General features: G+C 40.6%; 22 protein-coding genes. 18 read left to right on the plus strand and 4 right to left on the minus strand.

What is annotated here, in order from left to right:
- Positions 1-5: 5 nt before the first annotated feature.
- Positions 6-461: a GNAT family N-acetyltransferase gene (locus M3204_RS21320; RefSeq protein WP_251487510.1), complete on the minus strand. Its 456-nt coding sequence runs from the start codon at positions 459-461 to the stop codon at positions 6-8.
- 339 nt (positions 462-800) lie between these two features.
- Here M3204_RS21320 and M3204_RS21325 point away from each other — a divergent pair, with 339 nt between their 5' ends.
- From M3204_RS21325 to M3204_RS21340, 4 genes are all read left to right on the plus strand, one after another.
- Positions 801-1,328 (plus strand): YceI family protein, encoded by a 528-nt coding sequence (locus tag M3204_RS21325; RefSeq protein ID WP_251487513.1) that lies wholly within the window; start codon positions 801-803, stop codon positions 1,326-1,328.
- Positions 1,329-1,549: 221 nt separating this feature from the next.
- Entirely contained in the window at positions 1,550-1,801 is a 252-nt protein-coding gene (locus M3204_RS21330; RefSeq protein ID WP_251487516.1) for a hypothetical protein, read from the plus strand.
- Between the two features lie 144 nt (positions 1,802-1,945).
- Positions 1,946-2,191 (plus strand): YuzF family protein, encoded by a 246-nt coding sequence (locus M3204_RS21335; RefSeq protein WP_251487519.1) that lies wholly within the window; start codon positions 1,946-1,948, stop codon positions 2,189-2,191.
- Positions 2,192-2,406: 215 nt separating this feature from the next.
- Positions 2,407-4,347 carry a DUF2207 domain-containing protein gene (locus M3204_RS21340; RefSeq protein ID WP_251487522.1) on the plus strand — a complete coding sequence of 647 codons (1,941 nt, stop codon included), beginning with the start codon at positions 2,407-2,409 and terminating at the stop codon, positions 4,345-4,347.
- Positions 4,348-4,523: 176 nt separating this feature from the next.
- Here the strand turns inward: M3204_RS21340 and M3204_RS21345 are convergent, their stop codons facing one another.
- Positions 4,524-5,768 (minus strand): NAD(P)/FAD-dependent oxidoreductase, encoded by a 1,245-nt coding sequence (locus M3204_RS21345; protein WP_251487525.1) that lies wholly within the window; start codon positions 5,766-5,768, stop codon positions 4,524-4,526.
- Between the two features lie 199 nt (positions 5,769-5,967).
- On the opposite strand from M3204_RS21345, the gene M3204_RS21350 reads away from it, so the two are divergent.
- From M3204_RS21350 to M3204_RS21405, 12 genes are all read left to right on the plus strand, one after another.
- On the plus strand, positions 5,968-6,465 hold the full coding sequence (locus tag M3204_RS21350; protein ID WP_251487530.1) for a fasciclin domain-containing protein: 498 nt from the start codon (positions 5,968-5,970) through the stop codon (positions 6,463-6,465).
- A gap of 494 nt (positions 6,466-6,959) precedes the next feature.
- Positions 6,960-7,658, plus strand: coding sequence for a SurA N-terminal domain-containing protein (locus M3204_RS21355; protein ID WP_251487532.1), 699 nt, complete (start codon positions 6,960-6,962; stop codon positions 7,656-7,658).
- A 281-nt stretch (positions 7,659-7,939) separates the two neighbouring features.
- Positions 7,940-8,113, plus strand: coding sequence for a hypothetical protein (locus M3204_RS21360; protein WP_251487536.1), 174 nt, complete (start codon positions 7,940-7,942; stop codon positions 8,111-8,113).
- Between the two features lie 127 nt (positions 8,114-8,240).
- Positions 8,241-10,307, plus strand: a complete 2,067-nt coding sequence (locus M3204_RS21365; protein ID WP_251487665.1) for a DUF4179 domain-containing protein — start codon at positions 8,241-8,243, stop codon at positions 10,305-10,307.
- Between the two features lie 325 nt (positions 10,308-10,632).
- Positions 10,633-10,809, plus strand: a complete 177-nt coding sequence (locus M3204_RS21370) for a hypothetical protein (protein ID WP_251487540.1) — start codon at positions 10,633-10,635, stop codon at positions 10,807-10,809.
- Positions 10,810-11,035: 226 nt separating this feature from the next.
- Complete coding sequence (locus M3204_RS21375) at positions 11,036-11,500, plus strand: NUDIX hydrolase (protein ID WP_251487543.1); 465 nt, start codon at positions 11,036-11,038, stop codon at positions 11,498-11,500.
- A 199-nt stretch (positions 11,501-11,699) separates the two neighbouring features.
- A complete protein-coding gene (locus M3204_RS21380; protein WP_251487546.1) occupies positions 11,700-12,776 on the plus strand; it encodes a helix-turn-helix transcriptional regulator in 1,077 nt (358 codons plus the stop codon).
- Positions 12,777-13,048: 272 nt separating this feature from the next.
- Entirely contained in the window at positions 13,049-13,837 is a 789-nt protein-coding gene (locus M3204_RS21385) for a nitroreductase family protein (RefSeq protein ID WP_251487548.1), read from the plus strand.
- 115 nt (positions 13,838-13,952) lie between these two features.
- Positions 13,953-14,435 (plus strand): AraC family transcriptional regulator, encoded by a 483-nt coding sequence (locus M3204_RS21390; protein WP_251487551.1) that lies wholly within the window; start codon positions 13,953-13,955, stop codon positions 14,433-14,435.
- A 153-nt stretch (positions 14,436-14,588) separates the two neighbouring features.
- On the plus strand, positions 14,589-15,071 hold the full coding sequence (locus M3204_RS21395) for an NUDIX hydrolase (protein WP_251487554.1): 483 nt from the start codon (positions 14,589-14,591) through the stop codon (positions 15,069-15,071).
- Between the two features lie 108 nt (positions 15,072-15,179).
- Positions 15,180-15,617, plus strand: a complete 438-nt coding sequence (locus M3204_RS21400; protein ID WP_251487557.1) for a GNAT family N-acetyltransferase — start codon at positions 15,180-15,182, stop codon at positions 15,615-15,617.
- Between the two features lie 136 nt (positions 15,618-15,753).
- The gene (locus M3204_RS21405) at positions 15,754-16,311 is read left to right on the plus strand and encodes a thioredoxin family protein (RefSeq protein WP_251487562.1); all 558 of its coding nucleotides are present in this window, start codon (positions 15,754-15,756) and stop codon (positions 16,309-16,311) included.
- 58 nt (positions 16,312-16,369) lie between these two features.
- Here the strand turns inward: M3204_RS21405 and M3204_RS21410 are convergent, their stop codons facing one another.
- Together M3204_RS21410 and M3204_RS21415 are read right to left on the minus strand one after the other, a co-directional pair.
- Positions 16,370-17,638 carry an MFS transporter gene (locus tag M3204_RS21410; RefSeq protein WP_251487578.1) on the minus strand — a complete coding sequence of 423 codons (1,269 nt, stop codon included), beginning with the start codon at positions 17,636-17,638 and terminating at the stop codon, positions 16,370-16,372.
- Positions 17,639-17,919: 281 nt separating this feature from the next.
- The gene (locus tag M3204_RS21415) at positions 17,920-19,749 is read right to left on the minus strand and encodes a S9 family peptidase (RefSeq protein WP_251487581.1); all 1,830 of its coding nucleotides are present in this window, start codon (positions 19,747-19,749) and stop codon (positions 17,920-17,922) included.
- A gap of 89 nt (positions 19,750-19,838) precedes the next feature.
- Here M3204_RS21415 and M3204_RS21420 point away from each other — a divergent pair, with 89 nt between their 5' ends.
- Both M3204_RS21420 and M3204_RS21425 read left to right on the plus strand, forming a co-directional pair.
- Positions 19,839-20,009, plus strand: coding sequence for a hypothetical protein (locus M3204_RS21420; RefSeq protein WP_251487584.1), 171 nt, complete (start codon positions 19,839-19,841; stop codon positions 20,007-20,009).
- A gap of 79 nt (positions 20,010-20,088) precedes the next feature.
- Positions 20,089-20,721, plus strand: coding sequence for an NAD(P)H-dependent oxidoreductase (locus tag M3204_RS21425; protein ID WP_251487587.1), 633 nt, complete (start codon positions 20,089-20,091; stop codon positions 20,719-20,721).
- Positions 20,722-20,987 lie beyond the last annotated feature (266 nt).

Below are 20,987 nucleotides of genomic sequence, written 5' to 3' on the forward strand. Positions count from 1 at the left end.
AACCCCTAAAGTTTCATCGTCATAAATACACTATTTGGGTCTTCCACATAATCATCAAATGGCGGGCAGTAATGGAAGCCGTATTTTTCATATAGCTTCCTCGCGGGGAGGAACCCATCCATGGAACCTGTTTCCAGGCTTAGTCTTTTATAGCCACGAAGCTGTGCTTCTTTAATGATATGTTCAAGCATGGCTTGAGCGACCCCTTTTCGAAGGTGCGCAGACGCAGTTCTCATCGATTTGAGTTCGCCGTGCTGGGAATCAAGCTCCTTCAGTGCACCGCAGCCCATCAACTGATCGCCATCCCAGGCCGTCCAGAAGGTAATCTCCGGTTTTTTCAACGCCTCCAGACCGAGCGCATGAATGCTCTCCGGCGGGGAGTGAAGCGTCATTCCCTGCAAATGTTCCCCAATTAACGAAATCACTTCTGAACCTGTTAAATCATCCACTTTAATATCCATAAAAAACCTCCAACGTATTTTCAAAAATACTCAAAAAGTAGAAATTGGTAAATTACGAATATCATAACCTGCCGATAAAAAGAAAGACAACTAGTTTCTTGAAGTATGGGGACGGTTCTTTCTATAAGTGATGAAAAATGGTAAGACAGCTTTTATTGTATGTTTTTGTAAATTTATTTAAATAATTATTGATAATGTATTGACACTTATATTGATTTCGTGATAAATTTATCTCGAATTAAAAATAACTTGTTTCGAGATAAATTATTGTATTATATTTTTTTATTGTTTTATCTCGGATTCGAGATAAAAAACATTAACCAATTGGGGGAATTTAAAATGGCTAAATTTACAGTAGACCAGGCGCACTCAGCAGTAGGATTCGAAGTGAAACACATGATGGTATCAAAGGTGAAAGGTCAATTTGATGCTTATACAGCAGACGTTGAAGCGACAGATTTAACAGATCTGACAACAGCTTCTATCGCATTCAAAATTGATGTAGCAAGCATTAATACACGTAATGAAGACCGCGATAATCACTTGAAATCAGCTGACTTCTTTGATGCAGAAAATAATTCATCCATTGATTTTAAATCAACGAGCATTACAAGAGACGGCGATGACTATAAAGTAACTGGTGATTTAACGATCAAGGGAGTAACAAAGCCAGTAACATTCGATGTTGAATTCGGCGGCAAAGGCACGAACCCATGGGGTGTAGAAGTGTACGGTTTCGAAGCAGAAGCAAAAATCAACCGCGAAGAATTTGGCCTGACATGGAATGCAGCACTTGAAACTGGCGGCGTTCTAGTAGGAAAAGACATCAAAATCAAAGTTGAATTAGAAGTGAATCCAGCAGCATAAATAATTTTTGGGAAACCGCTCAGAGGTTTTAATACTCTGAGCGGTTTTTTTGCGGCTTACATTAAGTTCATTCAACTGTGCTTTCTTCTTATCATTAAGATGGTTCTTCTGTTAAAAATGCAATTTAAAAACGTTCCTTTGTTTGTGGATTCTTGTCTATACCGAATTTTCAATGGTGAATAGAATATGGTAAGTGTCTTCAAGTAAGGAGGTTAGATAAAATGAAACAAGAAAAAACGAACCAAACCTATTCAAACCGGGTGGTAAGAGCTGAGTTTGATGATTACTGGAAGACCACCATTACCAAATCAGGCTATGTAAAATATACGGCACTGAGAAATAAAGCAAGAGTAGATCTTATCCTTTCGGATGGTTCAACTAGAATTGTGTTGTTTCCCAAAAACGGTTACGTGCTGGTAGGCAGCGGGGGAACAAGCCACTTCAGCAAGCCGCATTTGACGATTACTCCTTAAGATTTTGAAACTAGAGTCCTGTTTTAGTGGGATAGAAGCATAGGGTACGTCCCTGTGCTTACTGTCATCAAGTAACGTACCCAGCCAGCTGGTCATAGAATGAACATGGGGTAATTGTGGCTGCTTGGAGGGGGAAGGAACGGTATGTATCGTAATGGAATGTATTCACAGGGAACGCAAAGTGGACCAATGAACGTTATTGTAGGTGAGCCTTATGTATATTCAGCTCTTTATAACCTAATGGGAAAAAGAGTGGTGATTGATACAACACGTGGTTCGGTTAGCGGAATCGTTAAGGATGCAAAGCCTGACCATGTGGTGGTACAGGAGTATGATTCTACATTCTTTGTTCGGATCCGCGAAATTGTCTGGTTCATGCCAGAGTCTTAAATGGACAAAGAGACGATTCCAGTGTCACATGAAAATATGAAGTATAGCGGGACGGGAGAACCATCCCTCTGTCTCTTGGGGATGAACGGTTCGATTTGAGAATAATCGAACCGTGCATCCTTCTTCCTTTTTTCGGAAATTTTTATGTATAATATTCATATTGTTTCCTATCATTCTATTAAATGAATGAACACTTCCCAAAAGGAGTTGTATTCGTGCTAAAAAAAATTGTCATTCTCTTTGTTTTTTTATTATCACTTGCCCCGCCTGCATTTGCACGATCCTATTCCATTGATAAGATTCAAATAAGGGCTTGGATTCAGCCTGATGGTGATTTGCTTGTTAATGAGATCTTCACCTATAACTTCGATGGCGAATATGATCGCGTCAGCAGGACTATACATAAAAAAAATCATAAGGGAATAAAGCTTTTCGAAGCTTATGAATTGGTGAACCCAAAGGCGGAGCTTGGCTATGTGAAAATGGAAGACATACGTCCCCTTAAGGTTTCACAGGAGGACAACACCTATCATGCGGTACTCCCCGCAAGCGATGAAAAGAAATCCGTTTTCTTTATATATGAATTAAAAGAAGCTGTGAAGACATATGATTCCTACAGTGATCTTACAGTCCCTTTCTTTGGAACAGACACTAACCATGATGAAGATTTGCAAAAGGTGACGATTGACTTTGTTTTTCCTGAGGAACTCAAGCCGAATAGCTATTTTGCCTATTTTCATGATCGGCAGGGCAAGGTGACGGAAAAAGGACCCTGGGTGGTGCGTTTTACCACACCAGTGTCAGAAATGTACTCCATGACAGAAACCCGCTTGCTGTTCCCTTCTTCCTTGATGTCGGAACAAACCAAGTCCAAGGCACCGATGTCCTTAAAGCAAGCTATTGCAGAGGAAGAACAATTGGCTGAAAAAAATGCCGCCATGAAGAAACAGCTAAACATTCTGGAAAAAGTACTGGGTGGCCTTGCTGCTCTCCTGGCATTCGCATTGATGTCCGTGCTTTTCACACGTTTCCTTAAGAAACTGCGGACTACTGATCGTCCTGATGAACTACTGCGTACAGATCCTCTTATTCTGTATATGATCCACCGGCGAGGTAAAATGGACCATTACGCCTTTCTAGCCGGGCTGTTTTCACTTGTTGAAAAAGGAAAAGCCACGGTCAGGACGGAACAGAATGCGGTAAGATTCCTGCAAGATGATGCATCCGCTAACCAAACGCTATATTTTACTTTAACAGCACCGGAAACGAGCTTATCGAAATGTGAGCATAAATTGGTATCCTGGTTGTTCAAGAGGAGATCCAAAGCCGGAAGTCCGGTTTTCTTCATGAGTGACATTGCAGGAGCATCCAGTCAGCTGAGAAATAATCCACAGCACCTGCATAATTTCCATTCAAAATATAAACTGTTCAAGGACAACGAGAAGCAGTGGTTTACATGTGTTTTAGATGATTTGAAGGAAGCAGGCATGATGAGCAATAGAATGCTTTTGATCGTTGGAAGGGGCCTTATGCTGATTACCTTTTTGGCCGTCGTCTTTGCCTATTATCTGGACTTCCATTCAACAACATCTATCCTAATCTATTCAATTGTTGCCGGGTTTCTATTCATCAGAGGATGGATCAACCCCGCCAGAAGATTGTTCATTCTGCTCTTTTATCTCGTTTCACTAATCGCATCTCTCATGCTTTATGATGCAGAAGCACTCTTCTTGCTGCTCATCACGATTGTCCTTTCAGGCTTCCTGTACATACTGACGCCCTTGATGACCCTGTCAGGAGAAGCGATCGCTGTGCAGCCAGAAATACAGGCTTTTATCAAACAGCTTAAATTAGAGAGATTCCCAGATAAGTTGAATAGCCAATCTGATCAATGGACTATTCGCTCTCTCCTTTTAAGGCCAAAACGCCAATCCAAGGCACCAAACCAAGAACTCTTTAGCAATGAAGCAGCCGCAGCCCCCTTGACCTATTTGGTGGGATCCGGACAGGACCCTGTTGTATTCCTTTCAAATACTTGGAAGTGGAGCATCCCTCCAGGGAGCAGCTCCTCGTCATCTTCTTCGGGCGACAGCGGCTATTCAGGAGGAGGAGATAGTGGAGGAGGCGGCGACGGAGGAGGAGCTGGTGCGGATTAATAGCCTAAATCTTTCACGAATATATAGAAAACACCACCCGAAAAAATGGGTGGTGTTTTCCTTTGCCTGGAAGCTGATGCTACAAGGGGACGGTTGCAGTGCAGCATAAGCAGTGAAAAAAGGTAATTTCGTGGGACGGGAGAAGCGTCCCTTCGTCTCAAGAACGCCTCCATGGCTTATTTCCCCGGAGGCATCTTTCTTTTTGCAATAAGCGGCCTGTCTTGTAAATATAGCTCCAGGTCCGGGCTTTTTCCGTTTACAATATCCTCGGCAATGATCTTCGCCAGCATCTGGCTGTATACCGTTCCGTTGTCGCCGAATGCCAGAAGGAAATAGCTGTTTGGATATTCTTCATATATTCCGATAATCGGAAGTCCGTCCGCTGTCCCTCCGTAAAAAGCGGCTAAAGAATACTCCGGTTCAATCTTGATCGAAGGGAACACCTTGTGAAACTCATCGACCAGCTTGTCTCTCTTATGAATCAATTTACTGTCGCGGTCTTCGGGATAATTGGTATTGTCATCAAGTCCGCCAATGATGATCCGGTTATCTGCTGTTGTCCGCATAAACAAATAGGGTCTGGCTGTTTCCCATAAAAGCGTGCGGTTGTACCAGGAGGACAGGTCATTCACTGGCTTGGATGTGACCGTATACGTGCTGACGAAAGAGACAAGCTTTTCCTTTCTCACGTCAATTCCCTCATAGCCCGCGGCAAAAATTACACGTGCTGCGGAGATGGAGTGTCCCGCTTTAGTAGAAATGACCATCCGGTTCGTATTGGGATCATAGTGATGCCCATTCATCTCGGTGTTTTCGAATACTTGGATTCCCTTGCCGGCAGCATAGTCGATCAACGCATGAGTGAACTTGAAAGGGTTCAGCTCGCCATCATTATAGGAATAGATGGCCGCCTCCCTGCTGAAAGGATATTTCGCTTCAATCTCTTCCTTCAAAAGGAAATCCACTTTCAAACCTTGCTGCTTTAAAAAGTCATATTCCTTTTTCAGCTTTTCGACATCCTCACTGCAGCTCGCAGAATAAAGGGAATCTCTGCGGTAGAATTCACAGTCAATGTCCACCGCCCTGGATGCGGCTTCAATTTCATTGATGGCATCCTGCAGCAGCTCTAAGTGTCTGGTGATATACTCTTTCCCAAAGGAATTCACCAGGTTCGTGAACATTTTTTCACCGGAATACTGAATGAGTGCCGTATTCGAACTAGTGCTGCCGCTTCCAATCTTCCCTTTCTCAATGACAGCCACCTTCAAGCCAGAATCCGCAAGATAATACGCACATTGCGCAGCCGAACTGCCTCCTCCAACGATCAAAACATCACATTCCAGATCGCGCTCTAACTGGGGATAGGAGGGAGGAGAAGGAAAAGTCGCAGGCCAATAATATGTACCAGACATGATATTCATGTGTTTCCCCCTAATTATCCAAAAGATATTGATATTATTTCCTATCTTCAGAATGGCATTCAGCAGCTTTGTGAACCAAATTTACATAAATATTAAACAGTTGAGGATAAAAATGTTATTTGTACGAATACTACCATTTGTAAAAACAAGGTTGTAACACTTACAGAGTGATACGCCTTTAAAAAAGGAGAGATCGTAAATGGCAAAGAAAAGATTTACAGCGGTTCTTCTCATGGTCTTGATGGTCATGTCAATCGCTACTACTGGGTTTGCAGCGGACAACCAGGGAACAAAAAAGGACATTGTCGATACGGCGGTCGAGGCTGGCAATTTCAAAATTTTAGCGGCAGCTCTGCAAAAGGCCGGCTTAGTAGAAACTCTTAAAGGCGAAGGACCATTCACAGTTTTCGCCCCTACAGATGAGGCATTCAACAAGCTTCTAAAGGATTTGGGCATCACAGCTGACGAATTGTTAGCAAGAAATGACCTTAAGGATATCCTGCTCTATCACGTACTTCCAGGCAAGGTGATGTCAACGGACCTGAAAGAAGGCATGCAGGCAGAAACATTAGCGAAGAAAAATGTCACCATTTCACTCGATCCAGTTCAAGTGAATGATGCGACAGTAGTAACACCTGACATAGCCGCATCAAACGGCGTCATCCATGTCATTGATAAAGTATTGCTGCCGAAATAAGAAGCAAAGGAAGCGAGGGGGAAGCGAGGGGACGTACCCTTTGCTTCCTTTTTTGTTGCTAAGAATACGTTCAACAGCTTGTCATTATTAGATGTCATGGTTCATAGACTCTATCAAATGAGGGTGTAGAGTTGAATCACGTTTCTAACAGAATAGAATATTACCTCAAAGACAAATGTCTCTTAAGTGTCCATGTAAAATATTGGGAGAATTATATTGCAGCTTTGAGGGCCAGTAATACTGTAACGATCTACAAGAAAGAATATATCGTAGACAAAATCAATATGGTTCATGATTCTGCAACCATAGTATTAAAAGGTAATATTGAACCACTTAGAATATATGATTAAGTATCCTTCGGGGTACTTTTTATTTTGCTGACTAACTATTTCGTCTGCCGAATGGGACAGAACCGTCCCTCTGCCTCAGGCTTGCCTATTCAATAGAATATGTGTTAGTATGACGGACATGTTGGTTGAAAGGGGAGTTTATTTATGATGAAGCGTATATTTACAGGGATTCTTTTATTGAGCATAGCTGTGCTTGTCCTTGGTGCATGCAGCAAAGATAGTTCGAAAGGGAATACTGAGAAAGAAAATAAAGAAGATTTGGTTGCAACAGTAGATGGAAAAGGCATTTCAAAACAAGAATATAACAAAGAGCTGGAGTCCATGAAAGCTTCTTACGAACAGCAGGGCATGCCGGCGGATCAGATGGATAGCAAGATGAAGGAACAACTCGAAAAGTCCGTTCTTGATCAAATGATCAATGCAGAGCTGCTTCTCCAGACAGCTGAGAAAGACGGCATCTCCATTGAGCAAAAAGAAGTGGATGCAGAGCTGGAGAAGATCAAAACCAACTTCGGAGATGAAAAACAGTTTGAAGATGCGTTGAAAAAGAACAAATTGACCGAGAAAGAGCTCAAGGGCCAGCTGAAAAAGCAAATGACGGTCACAAAATATTTGGACAGCAAGATTGGCAAGGTAGAAGCAAGCGAACAAGAAATCCAGGCCATGTATGATCAATACAAACAGCAATTAGAAACCCAAAAGCAAAAACCGGAAGAACTCGAAAAGATAAAACCACAGCTTGAGCAGCAAGTTCTCTCACAAAAGAAAGATGAGAAAATCAGCAAGCTTGTGGAAGATCTCCGTAAAAAGAATGAAGATAAGATTAAAATCCATAAGGCTTAGCAAGGTTCTCGCGGTGGATTTTTAAATGGGGGATAGACATTTGTCTATCCTCTTTTTTATGCTCTCTAAAGTCGGCAAGGCGGACTGAAATCAATAATATCGTTCAGCCGGATGAATATGAAAATAGAGCAGCCAGGAGCATCATCCCGGCTGCTTTTCTGCGTGACCGAAGTTCAGAATATTACTGGAGACTTCTGCCCAGTTTCTATGTCCCCTTCTTCCATTTTGTGGTATCGTTGAAATGACGAATAGTAGTGTTTCATGATAAAGGGATGGTCGTCTTGAAGAAGAAATTAACGATAAGTTTTTTTGTAATGATAACTTTGGCAGCTTGCAATACGAAGGAAGCCTCTATTTACTGGACAGACAGAACAGATAACCAAATACAGCGTCTGGATGATGCGAACGTAAAGTATGAGATCCGAGAAGGAGAGATTTGGGTCAGGGAGAATTAAAGAAAGTTATGGCGTGCTGTTCTTAGGGGAAAGTTCTTTTAAAATTAATTGATTATTCAAAAACCAACTTCGGGATATATTGGGACCTCAGAACCGTCTCTATGTCCCAACGGGGGGATACATATTGATGATCCTGGAAAAAATGGAACCGATTACGACAGCGGCGATTCAAGAGAAGGGGATTGAGTCTGTTGTTGACTGGTTTGAGCGGTATGAGGAATATTTCTATACACTTGGCAGGTGCTATCTTCAAAACCAGCAGCAAATTGAGGAGCTTTTTTACCGTACGATTCTAAAAGTGCATAAAGAGGTGCCTCGGTATAAAGGGAATCCATCATACAAGATGTGGGTCACTTCCATGTTCATTGAAAACGCCCGTGTGCTTTCTCGAGATTCAAGTTTACAAGTTTCAGAGGAAACAGAACCGCGCCAGGATGTATTTCAGGCAATGAATCTACTGATGAATGAGGAAAAGGAAGCACTGATTCTTACATATGTTTTGGGATTTTCACTGGAGGAGTCCGCAGAATTCCTTGGCATTTCAGCTGTTAAAATGAAAGACCTTTTGTTCTCCGGGATTCAGTCTGCCAGAAAACAATTGTATGGTTCCGACTATCATGGCTGTAAAGAGTACCAGAAGAATTATATTGATTACCTGGAAAAATCGATGGAACGGCCGGCGAAAATTGAGTTTGAGATGCATCTCTATAACTGTCCGGAATGCCAGGCAGATCTGGCAAGCTTCCAGGAAGTCGGGATGACCAGCCTGAATTTTGCTGAGGGAGTGAATGACCTGAGTGTGCCGCCTCTATTAATGGAAAACGTTCGGAAGAGGCTGGCCGATAAGAAGGAGCATCGACAACAGAAGAGGAAAAAGCATAAAAAATGGGCTCTTGTTTTCGCAAGTGCTTTTGCATTCGTGATGGCGATTGGTTTCATGACCGGTGCGTTTCCTAAGGTCTACTATGCATGGGCGGAAGATGATGTGCATTTGCGTGGCTTCCTTCAGGAGGGCTTTGGCCAAAGGTTGAGTCTGGAAGCGGCAAATGACGGTGTGAAGGTAAAGATCAAGGGCGTAGTTGCAGATGAGGTCCAGACGCTTGTTTTCTATGAAATTCATAATATGAAGGAAGACAAGAAATATTTCATGAGTTTGGAGGATGGACTTTCCGTAGTGAACGAATTTGACATTATGAAACGAGAAACATATCCACGTTTTTCGATTCCTGATGTAGAGGCGGAAATGAACAAAAAAGAGAAAAATGTGTTTTACGGAAAGGTTGCACTAAGGCCGCTTGAAAAAGATCAAGGGGTCATCAAATTGAAGATCACAAAGCTTCAGGAGTTGACTGATGATCCTTCACTGTCATTTGGTTTTAGTTCCGGTCAACATAAAACAGGTGAATGGAATTTCGAGTTCCCGGCAACCAAACAGCCTTCCACAGAATACGCAATCAATGAACAAAAAGAACTCGAGGGTGTGCCGATCCGATTTGATAAATTGATCGTTGCTCCAACCGCAACGGTTTTACAATTTGGCATCAATACAGAAAAGCCGGAGAAGCGGATCGACTTTCTTAATTTTAAATCTCTTGAAGTAAACAACAAAAAAGTGAAGGCTGAACAATATGGCAGCCATTTTATGGACTATCAGCTGGACAGTGCCTGGACTGCTTTTCAAGCCTATTTCGACCCGCTTTATGGTAAGAAACCAAAAGAAGTCAGAGCTCAATTAGAATCCATCTATCTATCGATTATAGATCATAAAAGCATCGAATTAAGCGGAAATCAAAAATTCCCGCAGACGATTGAATATGCAGGCAGTACCATCAGCATCGATAAGGTCGAAGCCGGTCAGGCTGCCGAAATTATTATAAAAAGTGATGAACTGAAGAATCGCGAATATGAATCACTTCAGATCGACTTTGTGGACGAGATTGACCAACAGCCCAATATAACGCATATGGATTCCAAATCAGTCCTCGTTGACAAAGACGGCGTCGTATACGATCCGCATAAAGGCCCTGTCGATTATGAAAAATTGGAGCAGCCCCGCTATTTCGTCACAGAACAGACCATGCGGGTAGAAGGCATTGGCGAGACCTCCATGAAACTTCGGATTACCGGGTATAACACCATGAAGTACCTGGATGAAGTTTGGGACTTGGGGGCGGTTGTGGTGTCCCCGGAATAGTTGGAAAATGTAATTTTAGGGACGTAAGAACCGTCCCTGTGTCGCAATTGGATACTTTAACGGGAAGCATTGATCCAGTGAAGGATTGGTGCTTTTTTTATTATGCTAACAGGGAAGGTTCAATTGAGAAGGGATTTTTATGAAAATGTTTACCGACATAATCTTTATACAACTAAAGCCTGTTATTCCCTGAAGGTGGGAATTACTTATTAGCCGGGATTAGTTGAACTGTGAATACATATTAATAGTTGAATAGAATAACCTCTTTCAATGATGAATAAATATTAAAAAAGAAATATAGATTCAGAAAATGGGGGTTGGGGGAATGAAAGAAAGGAAAGAAAAAAGATATAATGTTCCAACTGGTTCTAAAAGTGCCATTACTTTTGGTTCTGCTTTAGCCATAACAATATCCTGGAGTATTCATAAATCAGTTCTTTGGGCAATCATTCATGGGTTCTTTAGCTGGTTCTATGTTATATATTATGTTTTGACTAGGTAAGGCTCTTAGTCTATTGATCAGGATGATATTTTTTCTTTTTTTACCTATAGGCTGATAGCTTTAAGAGGATATCGCCTAGTTGAAGTTGATTACCATTAATGAAATTAGGTGAATCTTATGCGGGTGCTATGATCCAAGAGGATTAGGCACCTTTTTTATTTTATTCCGAACAAGGACTTTTCATTGTTTATCAAGAAACTGTTATTAACAAAATTTGGGGGAATGTATGATGCACACCACACCAAGACATATCATTGCAGTTTCTGCTTATGTTACTAATGAAAATGGAGAGGCTCTATTAGTCAAGACCCACTGGCGGTCTGATACTTGGGAAGCACCAGGAGGACAGGTGGAAGAAGGAAAACCTCTTGATAAAGCTGTATGTAGAGAAATATTAGAGGAAACAAGAATAGTTATCTCACCTATTGGAATAACAGGGGTATATTATAATGCCACAAAACATTTATTATCAGTGGTGTTTAAGGCGAAATTTGTAAGCGGAGAAATAAAAATTCAACCAGAAGAAATCAAAGAAGCTAAATTCATTAAACTTACCGAAGAAAATATAGATCATTACAAAACTCGCCCGCTTATGAAATCTCGTACCCTTGATTCTATAAAAGCAATCAACTTTATCCCTTATGAAACTTGGGAAGTAAACCCTTATAACTTAATTGGTGGGCTAATCTAATAATTCGAAAGGAGCAGTTGAATTCAACATAATTTTATATAAGATTGAAAATTTATCAATAAAAATTGTTCTTAAATAATGAGCAGTTTAAAATGGAAGCATTATCTAAGCATTTACGTAATGGTTAGATGATGTAACACAAGAAATATCAAAAAATAAAAACGAATCCCTCTTATTATTTAATGGAGGAGTGAGACAAATGAATGAACAGATACAGCTTATGATTGATTGGATTGAAGCTAATTTGAAAAACAAATTTTCTTTAAATGAACTATCTAATTATATGGGATATTCCCCTTATTATTGTTCATTTAAGTTTCACCAAGTTACAGGAATAAGTATCAGGCGCTACATTCTTCTTAGAAGATTGTATTTATCTACGGAAGACTTGGCGAACAATAAGAAAATTATTGATGTTGCCTTTGATTATGATTATTCTTCACAAGAAGCGTATAGCAGGGCATTTAAAAATATTTTTGGCATCAATCCTAAAGAATATCAAGTTAACAAATTTCCTGTTCAGTCAGTTGTTAAACTCACGATTAATAAAAATGGGGAATGGTATAAAATGAATATTTCTAGAAAAATTGAGGTTGAAAAGTTGCAACAGAATAGAAGTGAGTTGTTTGACAAAGACGTGCTGCATATCTTGAATGGTCAAGTTATGTATGAGGAGTTTAAAAATAACAGATTAATGGGAGATTCTGATTATGCTCCATTTAATGAAGCGATGTGTGTCAATGCGACTACTGAACAACTATTTGATGAAGAATTTATAAATATCCGAGCTGCTGGTCATCGTGAATCAGCAGAGGGATATATTAAAAAGGTGATCGCTCCTTTGGCCAATCTTTTTACTAAAAAGTATGAATGTATCGTACTATGGTTTGGTGAAGACATGTTTTGTCAAATGAACCTGCTTTCCATTCTTGCCTATCTTGAACAGTCCGGATATGAGGGAAAAGTGTTCTTAAATAGTTTCAGAGAGGATGAATTTAAAGTTAATCAAACTGAACTTAAATTAGGTCATTATTATTCAGTATATAAAGAGGTGTTGGTCAATCATACCAAGCCATCTAATGAACTTATACCGGTTATGTATCAAGCAATAAACATATATTTAGATATGCTGAACGAAGATAATGCAGTGGTAAAATATATTCATAAAAATAAAGATTTACCGACAAAAGATTTAATCAAAAGGTTGTTTGAACTGTTCCCATCCATTGGTTACGGAGATTTACAATATATAGAGCTAATTAATAAAATTAGATAAGGATGAGTAGTGACAATAAGACTCTATAGCAGCAATTTCTTTGTTGGAAATAAATCAGCCATTCGTAGAAACTCTAATTGTTTACTTACTTTCTTTTCAATGTAGCAAAAGCTATAAAAAACTTATTTCACGAACATCAAAGTTGGACAGTTAGTGAAGCTTTGGAGCAATTGCGACAAGGGTGCGACAAGGGGACGGTTCCGACGTCTCGCGAATTGTAAGGATCTAAAGGTGCACATCACCGTCCCTTTGTCTATAACCGATATTTAGGAGTGATTATTTTGGAATTGAATGATGTTATCCACGGGCACCGATCGATTCGAGAATATGAAAATATGGAAATCAGCCAAGATCTGCTAGACCGAATTTTAGAGGCGGGTATTCGTGCCTCTTCAAGCGGCAATATGCAGACGTATTCGATCATCGTCACGAAAGACAAAGAACTTAAGAAAAAATTATACAATGCTCATATGGAGCAATCGATGGTTGTGGATGCGCCGATCCTTCTAACATTCTGTGCTGATTTTAATAGAATGAGAAAATGGCTTGCACTCAATGATGCACCTGTCCATTTTGATAATTACATGAGCTTTATGATCGGGGCCATTGATGCAGCTTTGGCATCACAAAACTGTGCTCTAGCAGCTGAAAATGAGGGACTTGGCGTATGCTATATGGGCTCAACGCTTGCGAATTGTGATCAAATTGGTGAACTGCTGAACTTACCGCCAAATGTCGTACCCGTTGTTGGTTTTTCATTAGGTTATCCAGCAGAAAATCCTGCCTCGCGTGATCGGCTGCCAATGCATGGACTTGTTCATTACGATCAGTATCATGATTATTCGGATGAAGATATCCTGGAAATCTACAAAGATCGAAATGAAAAGGGATGGAACCGCTACATGGCCGTCCCAAGACTTAAAGAAATGACTGAAGAGTTAGGGTTGAAAAATCTTGCTCAAATTTATACCATAGCCAAGTATACGAAGGAATCGCATCAGGAATTTTCACAAACGGTGCTGAAGTACTTGGAGAGACAAAACTTTATGAATAATGAATGAGGGAATTATGGTGCTCAGGACTAATAAGGAAAAGTCATTTTTGGGGACAGCAAAACCATTGCTGGTTTGCTGAAATGTTTAGCGACCTAATCTTTCCATACGAGGGGTAGTGAAAATGCATATCTTAATAAAGAACTTACCTGAAACGGAAATAGCGTATATCAGACGTACGGGGAGTTACTTTGAGCCCCAAGAGCACTGGGGAAAGCTGATCAATTGGGCGATTAGCAATGGACTATACCCGCCCCAACAGTCATTTATCGGTATATCATTAGATAATCCGGAGCAAGTGGAAAGCAAGGATTGCCGTCACGATGCCTGCGTTACATTACCTGAGGGATTTGAAAAAGAAAATCATAAAGAGATGAAATTCAGGAAGTTGGAAGGCGGGCATTACGCCTTGTATTCCTTTTATGAAAAACCTGAAAAGCTAAATTTTGCTTATCAATACATATTTGGCGAATGGCTGCCAAATAGCGACTATGCAGCCGATTACCAAAGATATAACCTGGAATTCAATATGAATAACCCTTCCGAAGATCCTGAAGGGAAATGCAAAGTTGATTTATTTATACCCGTTAAAAAGAGAAGATCTTAGGGCTAAGTGTCACCCATCAACGGTGACATTTTTGCATTGTACGAAGTTGAGAGAAGGGGTAATTATTTCTTTTAGCGAATTTTAATTTTGAAAATATCTTTAATGTTAAAAGTAAGGCGGCATTATATTTAGAAGCCAAAGGGTGAAAACAAAATGATGATAAAGTTCTCAATTGATAAAAATAGAAGCTTTCATTTAAGATCTGCTGCCATTATTCAACATAATGGTAGGGTCCTATTTCAAAGGCCGGTTCAAAGTGAAAATTGGTTTCTACCAGGAGGAAGAGTTGAGCATTTTGAATCGACGGAGGAGACATTAAAAAGAGAGTTAATGGAAGAGTTTAGCTTACAAGTAGACCATATGAAACTTTGCTGGGTAGTGGAGTATTTTTTAGAGGCAGAGGATAAAAAAATTCAGGAATTAGGTATGCATTACCTTGTGGAAATTCCTGAACATCATAAATTAGTTGACCATAAACATGAGTTCAAAGGATTGGAAGACGGTTATATTCACAAATGGATTGAGATCAATGAACTTGATAAATACAAAATAGTACCCGAATTCGTTGTTCCTCAGTTACAAAAGCTGGGGGATAGCAGCAATGTTGAGCATACAGTTTTAACTGTAGTAAGATAGTTCCATTATAATCATATTGGTCGGTGTTCTACTTCCTGGTGCTTAAGTTGGGAAGGATTTATGAGTTTAGAAATAGAATTTGTTTAAAAAATTTTCAGGGGTGTAAATGTGAATTCTGCGGCAGAAACAATACAAGAATTAACGGATAAAGAACAATGGTTAGAAGCCTTTCCGATTATGAATCAGTTACGAACTGAGCTGACTCAAAAGACATACCTGGAGTTACTAGAAGAAATGAGGAAAGATGGATATTCTTTGTATGCTTTATATAAAGATAATCGGATCGTATCCTTAGCTGGTTTAAGCTGGAGAGTTAACTTCTATAATAAACGTCATGTTTTTATCTATGATCTGGTAACGGATACTGCTTACCGATCATCTGGGTTTGGAGAGAAATTATTAAGTTATATACATAACTGGGCAAAAGAAAATGGAGCAGAATATGTGGCATTAGAATCAGGAATTCAGCGAGACAAAGCTCACCGTTTTTATGAAGAGAAATTAGATTATGATAAATGGTGCTATTCATTTAGAAAAACGTTATAAAATAAGATTAATGCTTCGACTAGATAGAATTAAATATCATTAGATAGTCCGGATCAGGTGAAAGAAGGGGGTGTCGTCAGGGTGCCTGCGTTACATTACCAGACGGATTTAATAAAGAAATGAGTGAGGAATTTAGATGAAAACAGAACAACAGTATTTTGAAGAGGGAAGACCCATTCAAACTTATATGAATGAAATGGGCATGTTAAAAGAGGAAAGTTTTGCTGTTTATGAACAATTTCATCTCCCTGCAGATGGATTCGCTGAAGAGTTAAAACAAGATAAACTTCATTTCCTGACGATTACGGAAGATTGGTGTGGAGATGCGATGATGATTAATCCCGTTATTCGCAAATTGGCTGAAGCTGCAGATATTGAAATGCGCGTCGCATTGCGAGATGCAGATACAGATTTGATTGATCGCCACTTAACAAACGGTGGACGTGCGATTCCAATGATTTTAATCTTTAATAACCAAGGAGATTTACTTGGAAAGTGGGGGCCTCGTGCTCCCAAAGCTCAGCAAATCGTTGATGAAGTTCGTGCGGCATTGCCACCAAAAGAGGATCCCTCCTTTGCGGAGAAACAAAAAATGGCCTTTGGTTCTTTAAGAAAAAGGTATACAGAGGAACCGGCTCTTTGGTCAGATGTTTATGATGATTTTAAGAAGACGATATTAGCCATTTTGAAGTGAAGAAGCATGGACATGTCCAGGTCGCCATGTTCTTAATTTCTGGAAAAAAGTATACCTCTCAGGATTCTGGTTCTCCCGATTCAATCTGACGCATTTCCTTTATAGTACTCACTCCAAACAAGCCAATTAGAGAAAAGATGACTGGAATGATGAAGCCATAAGAATATCCTTCAGTCATACTGCCTGAAACAGACTGAAAATGATCCAATACTTTTCCGAAAATTCCTGGCAGTAAAACAGCACTTAGAAACCCACCGGTATTCGCAAAACCAGATACAAGGCCAGATTCCCTAACAGGAAAGGATTGGCGAACGACAGCAAAAGTTAAGGCACTTGCTCCAAATCCAAAGCCAATGATAAAGAAAAGCATAACGAGCATGAAAAATGGCGGATTCCCTTTGAATAAAAGGAAAGCAGACCAGCTTGTTAAAATAATAAAATGAACAATTACATAAGGACGCTTGATTGTTCCAAGCCGACTTGCAATCCAACTGGTTAGCGGGGCCCCTATAAGTGCCCCTATAAGCCCAACCATTATAAGTTGACTGGCATCTGATCGAGTCAGATCATACATTTTCATCCCATAGGGCACTGCCCATGAACTAATAAAGCCCACATAGCCGCCAACCACTCCAAAATGACAGAAGAATAAAGCCCATGCCTGCCGATTCAAAACGATTCTTTTCAGTAACATCGAAATGTTTTGACGTAGAATTTCATCTTTTACAGCTACCGATTCATTATGAAAAAGTTGTCTTGGTTTCTTTACCAGTACAATATATAGAAGAATTCCGGATAAAAATAAAGCGATCCCCGCAGAAAAAAATGCTGCTCTCCATCCAAGTAAGTCAATCCATGCGGAGAAAGGAACTGTCGCTAGAAGGAATCCTAGACTTCCCGTCATTCCCGCGAAACCAATCAATCTAACAAATTCCTTTCCTTTAAACCACTGGCTTAAAATCAAGACCAAATTGACCCAAATAGTCGCATCGCCAACTCCCGTAAGGATTCTGGCAAAAAACAAGACAACCTCATGTGTCCCAAGACTATAAATGATCGTTCCTAACCCAGTAACGATTGCACCTATAATCAGAAAAAAATTCGGCCCATACCGATCAGCCAATATCCCCATTGGAATTTGCAGACTCGTATAAACAAAGAATTGCATACTCGTGAGTAACCCAATCGTTGTTGCTGTGACATGAAAATCCTTCATCACCTGCTCTGTAATCAATCCCGGAGCTGTTCGCTGGCTCGACATTAATAAGTATGTTAACAATACGGAAACAAATACAACCCACCTAAACCTGCTATTTTGTTGGTCCAATGATTTCTACTCCCGTTAGCTTTTACACTATATATATGGATATCCAGCACTGGTAATGATAACTACTGAAGCACCGAGCTTCTTCACGTTCTCTTTTTATCGGCAATGGCGACTTTATTTAAGCTTTGCTTCCGTACAGGATTGCCACACATTGGTTTCCAAACCGGTTGTTTTTCGATCTCAACTTTAAAGGGAGAACATCGCCGTCCATGTGTCAAATGTCTCGGGGATTTGTAATGAAAAAATCGCCTGGAAGTCATTCCAGACGATTCTATTTAGTATTATCGTTTTAAATATTGTTCCACAAAATCGAGGACGGCCTGGTAGCCTTTTATCCTGTTTTCTTTTTTCAGAAACCCGTGGCCCTCATCAGGGAAGACGATATATTCCACCGGTACATGGTTCTTTTCTAATGCAGCCACGATTTCGTCGGACTCGACCTTCAGGACACGCGGGTCATTTGCTCCCTGCAAAACAATCATCGGCTTGTTGATTTTGTCAGCATGGAACAATGGAGAGATGCTTCGGATGTATTCAGTCTGCGTATACGGGTTTCCGATTTTTTTATAAAGGGCATCTCGGAAGCTCTCCCACCAGGCCGGAATGCTTTGCAGCGTGCGTTCCCAGTTTGAGACTCCAAAGATATCCACCCCGACATTGAACTCATCAGGTCTGAAAGCCAGCGCGGCAAGAACCATATAGCCGCCGTAGCTTCCGCCAATGATGCCAATCTTTTCTCCATCAATATCAGCCTGCTCCCGCAAAAACTTCTTGGCCTGGATGCAATCTTCAAGGTCAATTTCTCCGTGCTTCAGGTCGGCCGCGCTAAAGAAGGTTTTGCCGTACCCCGAACTGCCGCGGTTATTTACTGCCAGAACAGCATAGCCGTTATTGGCCAGGTATTGCAAAAGCGGATTGTAATCAGTTCTTGACTGCCCGCCGGGACCTCCGTGGACAAAGACAAGTGCCGGAGCCTTTTCGTCTGCCTTCACATTTGGATGGTAATAAATTGCCGGAATCTCCAATCCATCAAAGGAAGGGTAGCGAATCACTTCCGCGTCCGCCAAGTCTGCCTGGCTGATCTCCGGGTTTAGGGTATCGGTGAGCGTTTTTAATTGAGATGTTTCAAGTTCGTAGCTATATAAATTAGTGGGCGAATTTGGGCCATTAAACAAGAAGGTCATCAGACTCTCATCCGCCGAGAATTTTAAGTCCAAAATTTGCCCTTCCGGAAGTTGTGGCAGGTCCAGATACTCTCCAGTGGCCAGATGAAGAATCTTCACGACAGTACTGGCATCCTGATTAACTCCATAAACCATATAGGTATTCTGTTTGGAGAAGCGCGTGAACATGATATCCCAATTTTCCTTCACAACATCTTCTGTTACACCTGTAGGGATATGATACTTCTTCAGATATAGAAATTCTTCATTTTCATCAGCAAGGAAATAAAGGTTCTCGGAGTTCCTGCAGAATGCTTGTGGGATGTTCCGGATATCTCCTTCATGCGGTGCGGCATGCATAAGCTTCTCCGTTTGCCGGTCAAAAATGTAAACATTGGAATCATTGGCATTGTTCATTTTTCCTAAGGAAATAAACCGCTTATTCAGGGAGATGGACCCAAATTCATATGCTTCATCATTCGTAAAAATACAAGTAGATTCAAAAGTGGCAATATCCATTTCATAGACGTCCATGTAACTAGGATTCCGTTTATTGGACCCGTAGAAAAAGCTTTTTCCGTCCTGACTCCAGCTGTAAAATTCCGCACGCTCGTTCTCTCCTGGGGTGAGGTCAATCTCTTCTCCATTCTCATTTTTTACATAAATATGTAGGATTTCATTCCCGCCCTTATCGCTTAAAAATAAAAAGCGGTCATCATCGGGAAAGTAGCTAGCGACAAGAACTGCATTATCCTCAGAATGCGTCAGTTGTGTCCTCACACCGTCTTCAACCGAAACACAATATGCGTTGTAAATCCCAGTCTTGTCTCCTGAAAACAAAACTTTCCTTCCATCCGATGAAATCGAATTACCCGTAATCGATTCTGATCCATAGAACTGCTGTATTGTGTAGCGCTTCACTTCCGTAGCCTTACTATCTTTAACCATAACTTTTTCCATCTCCTTTCCATTATATTTTAGAATTCGCTAAATACTTGAAAAAACCTTTTTAATGATTGGTGCGAAGGGGGGAGCTAATGCATTATGCGACAAGGGGACGGTTCCGGCGTCTCGAGAATTGTAAGGATATTTTGATGCGTTTGGTTGGGGGCATCATTTTTTACGAGAAACAAGAAGAATCATTCCTTTTATATTATTCTGCCTCTAATAACCGTCCTGATGTCCGAAAGAAGGAACGAAACCTGTGATATAGAATATGTAAGAAAAGGAAAAGCTAGAGGGTTTCCTGTACAAACAAAAAAGAAGAAATTTAAAGGGGATTAGAAAATGAATGTTCTCATCGTATTCGCCCATCCGGACGGACAATCATTGAACGGGGCACTGAAAGACATAACGGTTGGAATCCTGGAACAGAATGGCCATAAGGTAGAAGTATCGGACCTATATAAAAAGAAATTTAAAGCAATTGCAGATAAAGACGATTTCCTTGTACTTAAAAATCCAAACCGTTTCAATTATATATCTGAACAATACCATGCGCTGAAAAATAATACCTTTGCAGCTGACATTGTCGAAGAGCAAAGATTAGTAACCTGGGCAGATTTAATCATTTTTCAATATCCAATGTGGTGGACGGATGCCCCTGCAATATTGAAAGGATGGTTTGATCGAGTTTTCTCGTACAGCTTTGCCTACGGTCCAGGCCGTTATGAAGAAGGGAACTTGAAAGGGAAAATGGCCATCGTATCTTTGACTCATGGAGCAGAGGATCTGGCGGAGTATGGAGAAACCGGAATAAAAGGCAAAGTCGAAGAGCGTTTGTTCAATATTCAGCACGAGAAGCTTTACTATTGTGGGATGACCGTCTTAGAACCTTTCCTGTTCCCGGCAGGTGCAGATGAGGAGACGAGACTGCAGCATATCGAAGATTGGAAGGAACGACTGGTGGGCTTAAAGTGAGACAGGGGGACGGTTCCGGCGTCTCGTGAATTGAAAAAATATAACCATGTAATCTCTAGCACAGTCTCGTACGGCATGAACTCAAACAAGAATACTCAAGGCTCTTCTATAATTATTTCGGTTCACGAATGAGACATCACCGTCCCTGTGTCTCGTAATTCAAATATATTAAATGGAGCAAAGGGTACGTCCCTCTGCTTCTACTTCTAAAGAATCTTGCTCAGATTTATACGAAAGCCAAGTATACGAAGGAATCGCATCAGGAA

Source organism: Mesobacillus subterraneus (assembly GCF_023715485.1).
In the GTDB taxonomy this organism is placed as follows: Bacteria; Bacillota; Bacilli; order Bacillales; family Cytobacillaceae; genus Mesobacillus; species Mesobacillus subterraneus_B.

What these genes read in the sequence shown, in the direction of transcription:
- M3204_RS21365 (WP_251487665.1), top strand. Translation starts at nt 8,241, where the DNA reads ATGATCCTGGAAAAAATGGAACCGATTACGACAGCGGCGATTCAAGAG.
- M3204_RS21395 (WP_251487554.1), top strand. Translation starts at nt 14,589, where the DNA reads ATGATGATAAAGTTCTCAATTGATAAAAATAGAAGCTTTCATTTAAGA.
- M3204_RS21355 (WP_251487532.1), top strand. Translation starts at nt 6,960, where the DNA reads ATGATGAAGCGTATATTTACAGGGATTCTTTTATTGAGCATAGCTGTG.
- M3204_RS21405 (WP_251487562.1), top strand. Translation starts at nt 15,754, where the DNA reads ATGAAAACAGAACAACAGTATTTTGAAGAGGGAAGACCCATTCAAACT.
- M3204_RS21320 (WP_251487510.1), bottom strand. Translation starts at nt 461, where the DNA reads ATGGATATTAAAGTGGATGATTTAACAGGTTCAGAAGTGATTTCGTTA.
- M3204_RS21350 (WP_251487530.1), top strand. Translation starts at nt 5,968, where the DNA reads ATGGCAAAGAAAAGATTTACAGCGGTTCTTCTCATGGTCTTGATGGTC.
- M3204_RS21380 (WP_251487546.1), top strand. Translation starts at nt 11,700, where the DNA reads ATGAATGAACAGATACAGCTTATGATTGATTGGATTGAAGCTAATTTG.
- M3204_RS21390 (WP_251487551.1), top strand. Translation starts at nt 13,953, where the DNA reads ATGCATATCTTAATAAAGAACTTACCTGAAACGGAAATAGCGTATATC.
- M3204_RS21330 (WP_251487516.1), top strand. Translation starts at nt 1,550, where the DNA reads ATGAAACAAGAAAAAACGAACCAAACCTATTCAAACCGGGTGGTAAGA.
- M3204_RS21345 (WP_251487525.1), bottom strand. Translation starts at nt 5,768, where the DNA reads ATGAATATCATGTCTGGTACATATTATTGGCCTGCGACTTTTCCTTCT.
- M3204_RS21425 (WP_251487587.1), top strand. Translation starts at nt 20,089, where the DNA reads ATGAATGTTCTCATCGTATTCGCCCATCCGGACGGACAATCATTGAAC.
- M3204_RS21370 (WP_251487540.1), top strand. Translation starts at nt 10,633, where the DNA reads ATGAAAGAAAGGAAAGAAAAAAGATATAATGTTCCAACTGGTTCTAAA.
- M3204_RS21420 (WP_251487584.1), top strand. Translation starts at nt 19,839, where the DNA reads ATGCATTATGCGACAAGGGGACGGTTCCGGCGTCTCGAGAATTGTAAG.
- M3204_RS21325 (WP_251487513.1), top strand. Translation starts at nt 801, where the DNA reads ATGGCTAAATTTACAGTAGACCAGGCGCACTCAGCAGTAGGATTCGAA.
- M3204_RS21375 (WP_251487543.1), top strand. Translation starts at nt 11,036, where the DNA reads ATGATGCACACCACACCAAGACATATCATTGCAGTTTCTGCTTATGTT.
- M3204_RS21415 (WP_251487581.1), bottom strand. Translation starts at nt 19,749, where the DNA reads ATGGTTAAAGATAGTAAGGCTACGGAAGTGAAGCGCTACACAATACAG.
- M3204_RS21335 (WP_251487519.1), top strand. Translation starts at nt 1,946, where the DNA reads ATGTATCGTAATGGAATGTATTCACAGGGAACGCAAAGTGGACCAATG.